The organism is Pseudomonas kairouanensis (assembly GCF_004682055.1).
GTDB lineage: Bacteria > Pseudomonadota > Gammaproteobacteria > Pseudomonadales > Pseudomonadaceae > Aquipseudomonas > Aquipseudomonas kairouanensis.
In genome coordinates, this window is the sequence record NZ_QUZU01000030.1 from 20,658 (window position 1) to 33,882 (window position 13,225).

Sequence of the window (13,225 nt, forward strand, 5' to 3'; positions counted from 1 at the left end):
TTAATCTGTCGACTGATACACCGCTATCGGGAGCAAGCCCCCTCCCACAGTTGCTCTGCTTCGTTTGGTAGTTAGTATTTCAAAGTGACTATTTGCGCGCCGCCTCCCACTGCTTAAGCAAGTCACCGTAAGCCACGGTCTCGCCTTTTGGCTTCTCATTCGCCAGTTTCGGCTTGGGCGCGCCCGGCTGGTCGAACCAGTATTGCGCGTCACGCTCGGGGTTCATTTTCGGGCCGCACACCGGTTGCACCTTGGAGCGTTCCAGGCGCGTCATGATGGCGTCTTGCTCTTTGGCCAGGTTGTCCAGCGCTTGCTGCGGGGTTTTCTCGCCGCTGGCGGCAGCAGCGATGTTGCTCCACCACAGTTGTGCCAGGCGCGGGTAGTCCGGCACGTTGGTGCCGGTGGGCGACCATTCGGTGCGCGCCGGGCTGCGGTAGAACTCCACCAGGCCCCCGAGTTTGGGCGCCATGTCGGTCATGGCCTGGGAGTTGATGTCGGACTCACGAATCGGCGTCAGGCCGACGATGGTTTTTTTCAGCGAGACGGTTTTGGAGGTCACGAACTGCGCGTAAAGCCAGGCCGCGAGTTTCTGTTTCTCCGGCGTCGACTTGAGGAAGGTCCAGGAGCCTACGTCCTGATAGCCCTTTTTCATGCCCTTTTCCCAGTAAGGTCCGACCGGCGACGGCGCCATGCGCCATTTCGGCGTGCCGTCGGCGTTCACCACTGGCAGGCCCGGCTTGACCATGTCGGCGGTAAACGCGGTGTACCAGAAGATCTGCTGGGCGATGTTGCCTTGTGACGGCACCGGGCCCGATTCGGAGAAGGTCATGCCCGCCGCTTCCGGTGGTGCGTAGGCCTTCATCCAGTCCACGTATTTTTGCGTTGCATACACTGCGGCCGGGCCGTTGGTGTCGCCGCCACGGGTGACGCTGGAGCCCACCGGGTGGCAGTCCTCCACGCGAATGCCCCACTCGTCCACCGGCAAGCCGTTGGGCAAGCCCTTGTCGCCGCCACCGGCCATGGAGAACCAGGCATCGGTGAAGCGCCAGCCCAGGGACGGGTCTTTCTTGCCGTAGTCCATGTGCCCGTAGATGCGCTTGCCGTCGATTTCCTTGACGTCTTCGCTGAAGAACTTAGCGATGTCTTCATAGGCTGACCAGTTCACCGGTACGCCCAGTTCATAGCCGTACTTTTCCTTGAACTTGGCTTTGAGGTCGGCACGCTCGAACCAGTCGGCGCGGAACCAGTAGAGGTTGGCGAACTGCTGGTCGGGCAGCTGGTAAACCTTGCCGTCGGGACCTGTCGTAAAGGAAATGCCGATAAAGTCCTTCAGGTCCAGGGTCGGCGAGGTGTAGTCCTTGCCTTCATTGGCCATCAGATCGGTGAGGGATTCGGTCTTGCCGTAACGCACATGTGTGCCGATCAAGTCAGAGTCGTTGACCCAGCCGTCATAGATGTTCTTGTCCGACTGCATCTGGGTTTGCAGCTTTTCCACCACGTCGCCTTCCTGCAGCAGGTCGTGAGTGAGCTTGATCCCGGTGATTTCACTGAAGGCCTTGGCCAGCACCTTGGATTCGTACTCGTGGGTGGTGAGGGTTTCTGACACCACGTTGATCTTCATCCCACGGAACGGCTCCGAGGCCTTGATAAACCACTTGAGTTCTTCAAGCTGCTGCTCGGCCGTGAGGGTGGAGGGTTTGAATTCGCTGCCGATCCATTTTTTTGCGGCATCTTCATACGCATCGGCCCAGGCCGAGGCGCTCAAACCGCTGAGGGCCAATACGGCGGCCAATGAAATGCTATGTCGCAGCTTATTGTTCTTATTCAACATAGAGACCTCCTGGTTAATTTCAAAAAGAGCTACAGCCGCCACACCCTGTAGGAGCGAGCTTGCTCGCGAAGCACGCAAGGACAACGCGTTGAATCAGGGTGCACGCGTTATCGTTGGCGGTTTTCGCGAGCAAGCTCGCTCCTACTGGGGAAGCAGCACTAGCCCCAGCGCATCACACTCAACAGCCATACCAGGGACAGCGCGGACGCCACCCAGATGCTCCAGTCGGTAACGCCGATCACCAGCAAATGCAGGTAAGCGCTGCCGAGAAGACCGATAAACAAGCGATCACCACGGGTGGTGCTGATCGGTAAAAAACCGCGCCGGGGGATGCTCGGCGAACGCAGTTCCCAAGTGGTCATGCCCGCCAGAATCAGGGCGATGCCGCCAAAGAACAGTGCAGTGGGGGTGGTCCAGGCCATCCATTCCATCATCGATTCCTCTAGACCCGGCCCAGGGCAAAGCCCTTGGCCACATGGTTACGAACAAACCAGATCACCAGCATGCCCGGCAGGATGGTCAACACCCCCGCCGCTGCCAGCACGCCCCAATCGATGCCCGAGGCCGAAACCGTGCGGGTCATCACCGCCGCAATCGGCTTGGCGTTGACCGAGGTCAGGGTGCGCGCCAGCAGCAACTCGACCCAGGAAAACATGAAGCAGAAAAACGCCGTCACGCCGATGCCGGAGCCGATCAACGGGATAAAAATCTTCACGAAGAACTTAGGGAAAGAGTAGCCGTCGATGTAGGCGGTTTCGTCAATTTCCTTGGGCACACCCGACATGAAGCCTTCAAGAATCCACACCGCCAACGGCACGTTGAACAAGCAGTGGGCCAGGGCCACGGCGATATGGGTGTCGAACAAGCCAATGGACGAATACAGCTGGAAAAACGGCAGCAAGAACACCGCCGGTGGCGCCATGCGGTTGGTCAGCAGCCAGAAGAACAGGTGCTTGTCACCCAGGAAGCGATAGCGCGAAAACGCATAGGCTGCCGGCAACGCCACACTCAGCGAGATCACCGTGTTCAGGCTCACGTAGTACAGCGAGTTGAGGTAGCCGGTGTACCAACTCGGGTCGGTGAAGATCACCTTGTAGTTGGCCAGGGTGAAGTCCTGCGGAAACAGCGTCAGCCCGCCGAGGATTTCGGTGTTGCTCTTGAACGACATGTTCAACAGCCAGTAGATCGGCACCAGCAAAAACAGGATGTAGACCAGCAGCGGGATAACCTTGCGCTTGCTCATGTTGGCGGCCTCAGCGGTTGGCGTCGGAGTGGGTCATGGCGGTGTAGAACAGCCAGGACACCAACAGGATGATCAGGAAGTACACCAGAGAAAACGCCGCCGCCGGCCCCAGGTCAAATTGGCCTACAGCCATCTGGGTAAGCGTCTGACTCAGGAACGTGGTGGCATTCCCCGGCCCGCCGCCGGTGAGCACAAAGGGCTCGGTGTAGATCATGAAGCTGTCCATGAAGCGCAGCATCACCGCGATCAACAGCACGCTTTTCATCTTCGGCAACTGGATATGTCGGAATACCGCCCAGGCCGATGCGCGATCGATCCGCGCGGCCTGGTAGTACACATCCGGAATCGCCCGCAGGCCCGAGTAGCACAGCAGCGCCACCAGCGAAGTCCAGTGCCATACATCCATCACCAGCACGGTGACCCAGGCGTCCGCGGTGTTGGCCGCATAGTTGTAGCTGATGCCCATCGCGTTAAGGCTTGAACCCAGCAAACCAATGTCGGCGCGGCCAAAGATCTGCCAGATAGTGCCCACCACGTTCCACGGAATCAGCAGCGGAATGGCCAGGATGATCAGCACCAGCGAAGACCAGCGGCCCTTGGTGGGCATGGTCAGGGCGATGGCGATGCCCAACGGAATTTCGATCAGCAGCACGCAGGCCGAGTAGATGAACTGGCGCAGCAATGAGTCATGCAGCCGTGGGTCCAGCAGTACTTGCTTGTACCAATCCGCGCCGACGAAATAACGGCTGGATTGGTCGAAAATGTCCTGCACCGAGTAGTTGACCACGGTCATCATCGGGATCACCGCGCTGAAGGCCACCAGCAAAAACACCGGCAATACCAGCCACCAGGCCTTGTTGTTCTGCACCTTGTTCATGGCTGCACCTCCAGCAGGTAGTCGTCGGCGTAGAGCATCAGCCATTGCGCGGGGAAGCTGATGGACGCCCTGCCGTCGGGTACCGGTTTGTCTTCGGCCAGGCGCACTTTCAACGGGGCGCCGTCAAGGTTGAGGGTCATGATCTTGTAGGTGCCAAGGTCTTCCAGGTGTGTGACGTCGGCTTGCAGGGCGTCGGGGTTGTACTCGTCCCAGACGTGGATAAATTCCGGGCGGATGCCCACCTGCAGTGTCGTGTAGTCCGTCTCGCTGAGGCGTTGCTGCAAGGCCTGGGACAGCGGCAGATGGGTATTGGCAAAACGCACCCCACCCGCCTCGGCCTGCACTTCGATCAGATTCATCCCAGGGCTGCCGATGAAATAGCCGACAAAGGTGTGACTGGGTCGTTCGAACAGCTCGCGCGGGGTGCCGAACTGCACGATCTGCCCGCCGTACATCACCGCGATCTTGTCGGCGAAGGTCGAGGCCTCCAGCTGATCGTGGGTGACGTAGACCATGGTGATGTTGAACTGCTCGTGGATCTGCTTGAGCTTGCGCCGCAGTTTCCACTTCAGGTGCGGGTCGATCACGGTGAGCGGTTCATCGAACAGGATCGCCGACACGTCGTCGCGCACCAGGCCACGGCCCATGGAGACTTTCTGTTTTTCGTCGGCGGTGAGGTTGCGGGCTTTCTTGTTCAGCAGGTTTTGCAGGTCAAGGACTTCGGCGATTTCCTGCACCTTGCTGTGAATTTTCGCCTCGGCCATGCCCTGGTTTCGCAGGGGGAATGCCAGGTTATCGAACACGGTCATGGTGTCGTACACCACCGGGAACTGGAACACCTGGGCGATATTGCGTTTTTCCGGAGTGAGGTCGTTGACCACCTTGGCATCGAACAGCACTTGGCCTTCGGACGGGCTCAGCAAGCCGGAGATGATATTGAGCAAGGTCGACTTGCCGCAGCCGGACGGCCCCAGCAAGGCGTAGGCCCCGCCCTGCTCCCAAATATGATTCATTGCGCGTATGGCGTAGTCCTCAGGGCCGCTAGGCGTAGGGCTGTAACTGTGGGCCAGGTTCTGCAAATGGATCTCGGCCATCAGGCAACCCTCGCGACACGGCGCCCGGGGGCCTGGACCAAGCGGCCCTGGCCATCGAACACAAAGAGTTTATGGGTGGGGATGTACACGCGAATCGGCGCATCGACGTCGTACTCGTGCACGCCGGGCAGGTGCAACACCAGCAGGAAGTGCTCGCTGCGCACATGCAGGAAGGTTTCCGAGCCACTGATCTCGGCCACCTCCACGGTGACGGCCAGTTCCAGGTCATCGTCGTTGCTGGGCACCAGGCTGATGTGGCTGGGGCGCACGCCAAAGCGGAACTCGCCTTCGCCGATGGGGCGCAAATCGACGTTCAGCGGGAAGTGCACGAAATTGGCAAAGCTGACTTCGTTGCCGCTGATACGCCCTGGCATCAGGTTGATCGGCGGCTCGGAAAACAGCTCGGCGGCCAGCACGGTCTGCGGTTGGTGGTAGACCTCGGCGGCCTTGCCGCTCTGGATCACCCGGCCTTCGTGGAGGATGGTGGTGGTGCCGCCCAGGGCCAGGGCTTCGTTGGGTTCGGTGGTGGCGTAGATGGCGATGGTATGGCGCGCCTTGAACAACTCGCGCATTTCCTGACGCAGTTCTTCGCGCAGTTTGTAGTCCAGGTTCACCAGGGGCTCATCGAACAGGATCAGTTCGGCGTCTTTCACCAGGGCCCGAGCCATGGCCGTGCGTTGCTGCTGGCCGCCGGACAGCTCCAGCGGGTGGCGCTGCAGGAACTTCTCGATGCGCAGCATCCTGGCGGTTTCCAGCACCTTGCTCTGGATGACCTCCTTAGCCACACCGGCCTGGCGCAACGGCGAGGCGATGTTCTCGAACACGGTCATGGTGGGGTAGTTGATGAACTGCTGATACACCATCGACACGTTGCGCAGGCGTACCGGCTTTTGCGTGACGTCCACGCCATTCATCAGGATGCGGCCGCTGTCGGGTTTGTCCAGGCCGGCCATCAGGCGCATCAGGCTGGTCTTGCCCGACAGGGTGCGGCCGAGCAACACGTTGAAGGAACCGGCTTCGAAACGCAGGGTGGCGTCGTCAATCCAGGTTTGCCCTTCTACGACGCGGGAGACATGTTCCAGGGTCAATGACATGACACGACCTTTTTTATTATTGGAATGAATCTGGCCATTCGTCAGAGCGAGTTTCGTGCCAAAACGCCAAGGGCTTGATGTGTAAGGAAATGGGGGAAACGGGATGTTCGGGAGTGAACACTTCGGGTGAACAACTGAACAGTTGCGGGGTTGACAATGAACAGTTCTGAACAACACTCTCACGACCAACACAGGACAAATGTGGGAGCGGGCTTGCTCGCGAATGCGGTAGATCAGTCAATGCACCTGGTGACTGACAGTCCGCTTTCGCGAGCAAGCCCGCTCCCACATTTTGATCCGGTTTCAATCGTTGGATTGTGCAAGGCCCCCATAACAATAAAAACGAAGGTCGCCCCATGGCCGAACCCTTGTCTCACGACACCCTCATCCAGGAATCCTGGCGCCGCTGCCGCGCCTTTGGCCTGGACCACCAAAGCACGCCCAGCTTCGACCAGCTCCCCGCCGAGGGCATCAGCCAGTTGCTGGAAAGCCAGCATTCCCTGGTGCAGACCACCCACCAGGAAGTGCTGCCTTACTACGAGAACATCCTGAGCAATTCCAACTGCCTGATCATGCTGGCCGACAACCAGGGCCAGGTGCTGACCTCGTGGGGCACCCAGCGCTTTATCGAGCCGAAGCTGGCCCGTGGCTTCACCCCCGGTGCCAGCTGGCAGGAGCGCTCCAGCGGCACCAATGCCATCGGCACCGCGCTGGCCTGTGCGCAGGCGGTGCATATCGAGCACGATGAGCACTTTCTCAAGGCCAACCGCTTCATGACCGGCTCCGCCGCGCCGATCTTCGATGCCCAGCGCGAGATCATTGCGGTGCTGGATGTGTCCAGCGACAGCTACCTGCCGCCGTCCCACACCTTGGGCATGGTCAAGATGATGAGCCAGACGGTTGAAAACCGGCTGATCCTCAACCTGTTTCGCGGCGAGCATTTCCAACTGACCTTCAATACCGGCCTGAGCAACCTGGACAGCCAGTGGGCGGGCCTGCTGATTTTTGATGAAAGCGGCCAGGTGCTGTCGGCCAATCGTCGCGCCGACAATTTGCTGGGCATCAGCTTGTCGCGGGTGATGATCGACAGTCTGTTCAAGGTGTCGCTGCTGGAGTTGCTCAACCAGCCCGAAGGCTTGCCGTTTTCGTTGCAGGCGGCAGGACGCAATCGCTTCCAGTGCCTGTTGAGGCGGCCCCAGCATGTGCCAGTGCAAGCACGCGTGTTCAAGGAGCCGCCAAAGCCTGCGCCCATTGGCCTCCAGACCCTGCATTTTGGCGATGTGCGCGTAGAGAAAGCCGTGCGCCAGGCCGAGCGTTTGTTGGAAAAGGACATTCCATTGCTCATCCACGGCGAAACCGGGGTGGGCAAAGAGCTGTTCGTCAAAGCCCTGCACCAGGCCAGTTCCCGCAGCCAGCAGGCGTTTATCGCCGTGAACTGTGCGGCGATCCCGGCGGAGCTGGTGGAATCGGAACTGTTCGGCTACGAAAAAGGTGCGTTCACTGGCGCCAATCAAAAAGGCAGCATTGGCCTGATCCGCAAGGCCGACAAGGGCACGCTGTTTCTCGATGAGATCGGCGATATGCCCCTGCCGACCCAGGCCCGTTTGTTGCGGGTATTGCAGGAGCGTTGCGTGCAACCGGTGGGCAGCAGCGAGTTGTTCCCGGTGGATTTGCGCATCATCTCGGCCACTAACCGCGCCCTGCGGGAATGGGTGCACGCCGGACGCTTTCGTGAGGATTTGTACTACCGCATCGGCGGCCTGACCCTGGAGCTGCCGCCATTGCGCGAGCGTACCGACAAGCGCGCCCTGTTCCAGCAACTGTGGCAGCAACACCGCGCCCCTACCCAATGGGCCGGGCTGAGCGCCGAGGTGTTGACGTTATTCGAGCAACACCCATGGCCGGGCAATTTGCGCCAGGTCAGCAGCGTGTTGCAGGTGGCGTTGGCGATGGCCGAGGAACAGCCGATTCGCCGAGAGCACCTGCCGGATGATTTTTTTGTGGATTTGAACCTGCTGGCAACGCTGCCAACTGGCGCCCCCCTGGATGACAGCCTCGACCTGACCCAGCGCCTCAAGGCGGCCGGCGGGAATATCTCCCACCTGGCCCGTGAGCTGGGGGTGAGCCGCAATACGTTGTACAAGCGTTTGCGCCAACCCTAGCGCGGTTTGACCACCACCAGCAGGTCGGTGAAGTACTCCACCTGGATCGGCAGGTTGTCGGCCAGGGACGCGAGCGCCGCCGCCGTGTCGTCCAGCTTGAACACCCCGGACACACGCAGGTTCTGCAGGGCCTGGGGGTCGAAACGCACCAGGCCGTGGCGGTAGCTGGCCAGGGTTTGCAGTACGTCGCCCAGGGGTTGGTCGTTGACCTTGAGCAGGCCACGGGTCCAGGCGTCGGGGTCGCTGCTGTTGGTGGCTTGCGGGGTCAGGGCGCGCCCGTGATCGAGGATCGCACGCTGGCCGGCCGTGACCTTGACCCCTTCGCTGCTGTCGCCTTTGACCGCCACGCTGGACTCGATCACCGTCACCAAGGTGGTCCCGTCCTCTAAGCGTTTGACCAGATAGCGCGTGCCCAACGCGGTCGCCGTGCCCTGGTCGGTGCGCACCACGAACGGCCGTTGCGCATCCTTGGCCACGTCCACCCACAACTCGCCTTGCAGCAGTTCGATCACCCGTTGGTGGCCGTCGAATTTCACGTCCACTGCCGAGTTGCTGTTGAGCTGCAATTGGCTGCCGTCTTCAAGGGCAATCTGTCGACGCTCGCCAACGCTGGTGCGTTGGTCGGCCATCCACACCGGCAAGTGATCCAGGCCGAACCAGCCACACATGAGCATACCCACCAGCCCCGCCACCTGCGCGCCACGCGGGCGGCGTGGGGCAAAGGCGCGGTTGAGGGCGACGCGTGCCGGTTTGGCGGGCACAGTGTCGAAGCTGCCCCACAGGCCGCGCATGCGGTCGATGGCCAGGGCGTGACGCGGATCGGCCTGGCACCAGCTGTCGAAGGCACGGCGGTCGGCGTCGGTGACGTCCTCGTCGTGCAGGCGTGTCAGCCAATTCGCGGCTTGCTGGATGATCTGTTCGGTGTTCATGCCAGCGGTTGCGCCCCATGCAGGCTGTGGTAGCAGTGCACCAGCGCGTTGGAGATATAGTTTTTGACGGTGCTGGGTGACACGCCCAACTGGGTAGCGATTTCGCTGTAGGTCAGCCCGTCGAGGCGACTGAGCAGGAAGGCTTCACGAGCCTTGGCAGGTAAGCCGGCGAGCATCTCGGCGATGCGCTCCAGGGCTTGCAGCGCTACGTGAATCGCGGCCGGGTCGGGCATGCCGGCGTCTTCGCACTGGATCACCAGGGCTTGCATGTAGGCTTTTTCGATAACGCGACGACGGGCCCCGTCGATCAGCAGGCGCCCCGCCGTGGTGGCCAGGAAGGCGCGGGGTTCCTGGATGTTCTGCGGTTCGGCCAGCATGAGTACGCGGATGAACGCGTCGTGGGCCAGGTCGGCGGCATGCTGGGAACAACCGAGTTTTCTGCGCAGCCAGCCGTGCAACCAGCCGTGGTGCTCGCTGTACATCGCCGTAAGGGTCTGCTGGCGGACTGAATCGCCGAGCGCGGCCGGAATGTTGTGCATGCGCAAAAAGGTCTCAAATGGGAAGTGTTACCAATTGCGTGAACAATGCCAGTAAAACGGCGAGGGGGCAAGGATCTCTAAGTTGATACAAATCAACGGTGGGAGGGGGTGTGCATGCGATGGGTATAGGTATCCGCCTCGGCAAGCCTGCGTTCGGCCAGCGTGGTTTAACAGGGCGCCTAAGATCAAGAGCCAGAGCAAACCACTCTCTAACTGATGTATGGAGATCAAAACTGTGGGAGGGGGCTTGCCCCCGATGAGGGAGTGTCAGTCGAAAAATTTGCCGCTGACACACCGCCATCGGGGGCAAGCCCCCTCCCACATTTTTATCATCGCCAGGCCCAGGACACGCCGGTGTAGATGCCTCGGCCATCGCCTGGGGTGGAACGAGCGGCGTCGAGACCTTTGTCGTCGTAACCCGGCGTAACGGTGTTGGCGTAGCGTTTGTTGGTCAGGTTGCGCAGGTCAACCCATGCCTGCCAATCCTGCTTGGGCGCGTCGTAACCGAAGGTCGCGCCCAGTAGGGTGTAGGACGCCGCGTAGAACGAGTTGGCGTAGTCCACCGCCACCTTTGAAGAATGCTCGGTATTAAGGCTGGTGTAGAAACCGGTGGGATGGCTATAACGCACCTGCGCCTGGTAGTAGTGCTTGGGGATGCCCGGCAGGGTGTTGCCACCGAAGCGGTCATCGTCGCGGTAATGGAAGTCGCTATAGGTGTAGGCCTGGCGCAGGGCCAGCCGACCATTGCGGCCGCCCTCCCACAGCGGGCTGAGCAGGCTCAGTTCGACACCTTGGTGCACGGTGGGGCTGGCGTTGTTTTCGGCGGTGACGGCATTGGTGGTGGCGGTTTGCGCCTGGGTTTCCACGGTGAGCAGTTCGTGGCGCACTTCGGAGCGGTACAGCGCCAGGTCCCACTGGCCGAACCATTGTTCGCCACGGCCGCCGATTTCCAGAGTGGTGGCGGTCTGGTTTTTCAGTTTGATGCCTTCGCGGGCATAGCCAGCGGCTGGACCGGTGGTGAATTTGTTACCAGACCCCCAGATCATCGACCACGCATGCGGCGGCTCGACCGAACGGCTCAGGTTGCCGTACACCTGCAATTGCGGGGTGAAGTCGCAGCGCAGGCCGATGCGCGGCGCGTAGTCCCAGGCGTGCTGGCTCACCTTTGCATCCGTCTCGGGGTAGCTCACCTCGGTTTCGCGACGGGTGTAGATCGCGGCCAGGCCGGTGGTCAGCCACAGGTCGGGCACCAGCTCCAGGTCGTTGCCGATATGCAGCACGGTGTCGGAGCCCAGGTAGCTGTAGTCGCGGGTCTTGGTGCCGGGGGCGTAGGCGCCCGGAATACGCACGTATTCCGAACCGCCGTTATTGGGCATCGCCTGGGTAGTACGCAAGCCAACGGTGGTCTTGCTGTCATGCCCAAACAACGTGTCCTGGCGGATGTAGTTGAGGGTGCTGCTGATGTCGGTGTAGGCAACCTTCAGGCGGATGGTGCCTTCGCGCAGGTCCATGGGGTAGTCGTGGTACGCCAGGCCGAACTCCAGGCGCGAGCTGTCGTCCAGCTGCAAGGTGGTCTTGTTGGCGATCCAGGTGGAACCCGGCTCCAGGCGCTTGGAGTCGCGGGCGGCATTGAGGCTGTTGGCGGCGCGGGGGTCGTGGCTGATCTGGTCGCGGGTGAGTTTGCCGGGGGTGTCGTTGGTGGTTTCGCGGTAGCGGATATAGAAACGGGTTTCCAGCTCCGGGCTGAAGCGGTAGCCGAAATTGGCCGCAAAGCCCTTGCCTGTTGCCGCGCTCTGGCGCTGGTAGCCGTCGGATTCGGAATCGGTGAGGCTGATGTAGTAGTCGGCATCCCCCAACACCTGCCCCGAGCTGATCTCGCGCTGGGCGTAGCCTTTGCTGCCCACCTCGTAACGCAACTGCAGCTTGGGCGCGTCGTAGCCGGTGTGGGTCACGTAGTTGACCGCGCCACCCAGGGCCAATGCCCCCTGGTCAAAACCGTTGGCACCGCGCAGCACTTCGACGTGGTTTTGCCACAAGGGCACCTTCAACTCGTAGGGTGTGCCGCCTGGGCCGGTCAGCGGCAGGCCGTCGAACATCTCGTACAGGCCCGAACCGTGGGCACCAGGGCTGCGGTTGAGGCCCGAGCCGCGAATGGAGAGCTTGATGCCTTCGTTGTTCGCCGCCTTGGCGTACACCCCGGCCTGGTACTTGAACACATCCTCGTTGGTGCTGACCCGCCCCTGCGCCACGCTGCTCATGTCGATGAAATTGGTGCCGCCGGGCACGCTCTTGAGCTGGGCCTGGGCGATTTCGCCGGCGCTGGCTTCGCTGCTGGTGACTTCCACCGGGGCCAATTGCAGGTCTTCGGCGTGTACCAGTGAACTGAACGTCAGGGCGGCAAACAGCAGCGGAGGTTGGCGCAACAGCATCGGGCAGGTCCTTGGGATTCGGGGGGCATGGGATGGGATGGCAGCGAGGCACGCCAAGTCACTCCTTATTAACGGACCAGAGCTTTCCCACAACAGCGTCGGACCAGGATTATTTCTAAGTCCAAAATCGAATGACCACATGCAAACTCAGTATTTAAAGAAATAACCGGCAACGATTACTGTAGAACCACTGAGTTCACCACGCCCCATGAGACCGCACCCATGCAAACATCCGCCACCATCATCGACCTCACGCTCCACCGTAAACGCCGCCAGGCGCGTGCCGCGGCCGAGTTGATGTGGGCGATGTACGCAGCGCGTGCCGGGCTTGCGGTGTTTACTGCACACGCCAGCGCCCCCAGCGACACTCGCCGGGCGTAAGGCCGATGAACTTCCTGCATGTGCTGCCCGAACCACCCGAACCCCTGCCCAAACCCAACACCGACGACGATGTGATCAGCCTGTGCGTCGCCCACAACCTGCAACGCCTGCGCAGCAAGCGTCATTTATCGCTGGATGGCTTGGCCCGCGCCTGCGGCGTGAGCCGGGCGATGCTGGCGCAAATCGAGTCCGGGCGCAGCGTGCCGTCGATCAAGGTGCTGTGCAAGATTGCCAAGGGGTTGAAGGTGTCGGTGGCGGCGTTCCTGGAGGATCGCGCCTTTGAAGGCGTGGAGGTGCTGCCGGCGCAGCAGAGCAAGCGCCTGGTGAGTGCCGACGGCGCATTTATCAGCCGTGCGCTGTTCCCCTATGACACGGCGCGCCAATCCGAATTCTATGAAATTCGCCTGCGCGGGTTGGGCGAGGAAGTCTCCGAAGGCCATGGCCCCGGTATCCAGGAAAACCTGGTGGTGGCCCAGGGCGTGCTGGAGGTGAGCGTCAATGACGAGCGCTATCTGCTCTCCACCGGCGATTCGATCCTGTTCTACGCCGACCAGCCCCACCGCTACCGCAACCCCGCAGACAGCGAGGCCGTAGCGTTTTTGGTGATCACCTACCCCGAACGCCTGGACTGAAACGCAAAACGCCC

Annotated in this window: 12 protein-coding genes; 3 read left to right on the forward strand and 9 right to left on the reverse strand. The window is 61.2% G+C overall.

Annotated features, from left to right (window positions below; genetic code table 11):
* Positions 1-88: 88 nt before the first annotated feature.
* From DYL59_RS21175 to DYL59_RS21200, 6 genes are all read right to left on the reverse strand, one after another.
* Positions 89-1,831, reverse strand: coding sequence for an ABC transporter substrate-binding protein (locus DYL59_RS21175; RefSeq protein ID WP_135290923.1), 1,743 nt, complete (start codon positions 1,829-1,831; stop codon positions 89-91).
* Positions 1,832-1,989: 158 nt separating this feature from the next.
* Positions 1,990-2,262: a DUF2160 domain-containing protein gene (locus DYL59_RS21180; RefSeq protein WP_003232363.1), complete on the reverse strand. Its 273-nt coding sequence runs from the start codon at positions 2,260-2,262 to the stop codon at positions 1,990-1,992.
* A gap of 11 nt (positions 2,263-2,273) precedes the next feature.
* Positions 2,274-3,074, reverse strand: coding sequence for a carbohydrate ABC transporter permease (locus tag DYL59_RS21185; RefSeq protein ID WP_065885011.1), 801 nt, complete (start codon positions 3,072-3,074; stop codon positions 2,274-2,276).
* 10 nt (positions 3,075-3,084) lie between these two features.
* Complete coding sequence (locus tag DYL59_RS21190) at positions 3,085-3,951, reverse strand: carbohydrate ABC transporter permease (protein WP_123717733.1); 867 nt, start codon at positions 3,949-3,951, stop codon at positions 3,085-3,087.
* Positions 3,948-5,045 carry an ABC transporter ATP-binding protein gene (locus tag DYL59_RS21195; RefSeq protein ID WP_135290924.1) on the reverse strand — a complete coding sequence of 366 codons (1,098 nt, stop codon included), beginning with the start codon at positions 5,043-5,045 and terminating at the stop codon, positions 3,948-3,950. Before DYL59_RS21195 ends, DYL59_RS21190 begins: the two co-directional genes overlap by 4 nt.
* Positions 5,045-6,139, reverse strand: a complete 1,095-nt coding sequence (locus DYL59_RS21200) for an ABC transporter ATP-binding protein (protein ID WP_135290925.1) — start codon at positions 6,137-6,139, stop codon at positions 5,045-5,047. Before DYL59_RS21200 ends, DYL59_RS21195 begins: the two co-directional genes overlap by 1 nt.
* Positions 6,140-6,495: 356 nt before the next feature.
* On the opposite strand from DYL59_RS21200, the gene DYL59_RS21210 reads away from it, so the two are divergent.
* Positions 6,496-8,301 carry a sigma-54-dependent Fis family transcriptional regulator gene (locus tag DYL59_RS21210; protein ID WP_135290927.1) on the forward strand — a complete coding sequence of 602 codons (1,806 nt, stop codon included), beginning with the start codon at positions 6,496-6,498 and terminating at the stop codon, positions 8,299-8,301.
* Here the strand turns inward: DYL59_RS21210 and DYL59_RS21215 are convergent.
* The 3 genes from DYL59_RS21215 to DYL59_RS21225 form a co-directional block, all read right to left on the reverse strand.
* Entirely contained in the window at positions 8,298-9,230 is a 933-nt protein-coding gene (locus tag DYL59_RS21215) for a FecR family protein (protein ID WP_135290928.1), read from the reverse strand. The two genes, DYL59_RS21210 and DYL59_RS21215, sit on opposite strands and share 4 nt — an antisense overlap.
* The gene (locus DYL59_RS21220; RefSeq protein ID WP_135290929.1) at positions 9,227-9,769 is read right to left on the reverse strand and encodes a sigma-70 family RNA polymerase sigma factor; all 543 of its coding nucleotides are present in this window, start codon (positions 9,767-9,769) and stop codon (positions 9,227-9,229) included. Before DYL59_RS21220 ends, DYL59_RS21215 begins: the two co-directional genes overlap by 4 nt.
* A 329-nt stretch (positions 9,770-10,098) precedes the next feature.
* A complete protein-coding gene (locus DYL59_RS21225; RefSeq protein ID WP_135290930.1) occupies positions 10,099-12,198 on the reverse strand; it encodes a TonB-dependent receptor family protein in 2,100 nt (699 codons plus the stop codon).
* A gap of 222 nt (positions 12,199-12,420) precedes the next feature.
* On the opposite strand from DYL59_RS21225, the gene DYL59_RS31410 reads away from it, so the two are divergent.
* Both DYL59_RS31410 and DYL59_RS21230 read left to right on the forward strand, forming a co-directional pair.
* Positions 12,421-12,579, forward strand: a complete 159-nt coding sequence (locus DYL59_RS31410) for a hypothetical protein (protein WP_167496701.1) — start codon at positions 12,421-12,423, stop codon at positions 12,577-12,579.
* 5 nt (positions 12,580-12,584) lie between these two features.
* Entirely contained in the window at positions 12,585-13,211 is a 627-nt protein-coding gene (locus DYL59_RS21230; RefSeq protein WP_135290931.1) for a helix-turn-helix domain-containing protein, read from the forward strand.
* Positions 13,212-13,225: the final 14 nt, after the last annotated feature.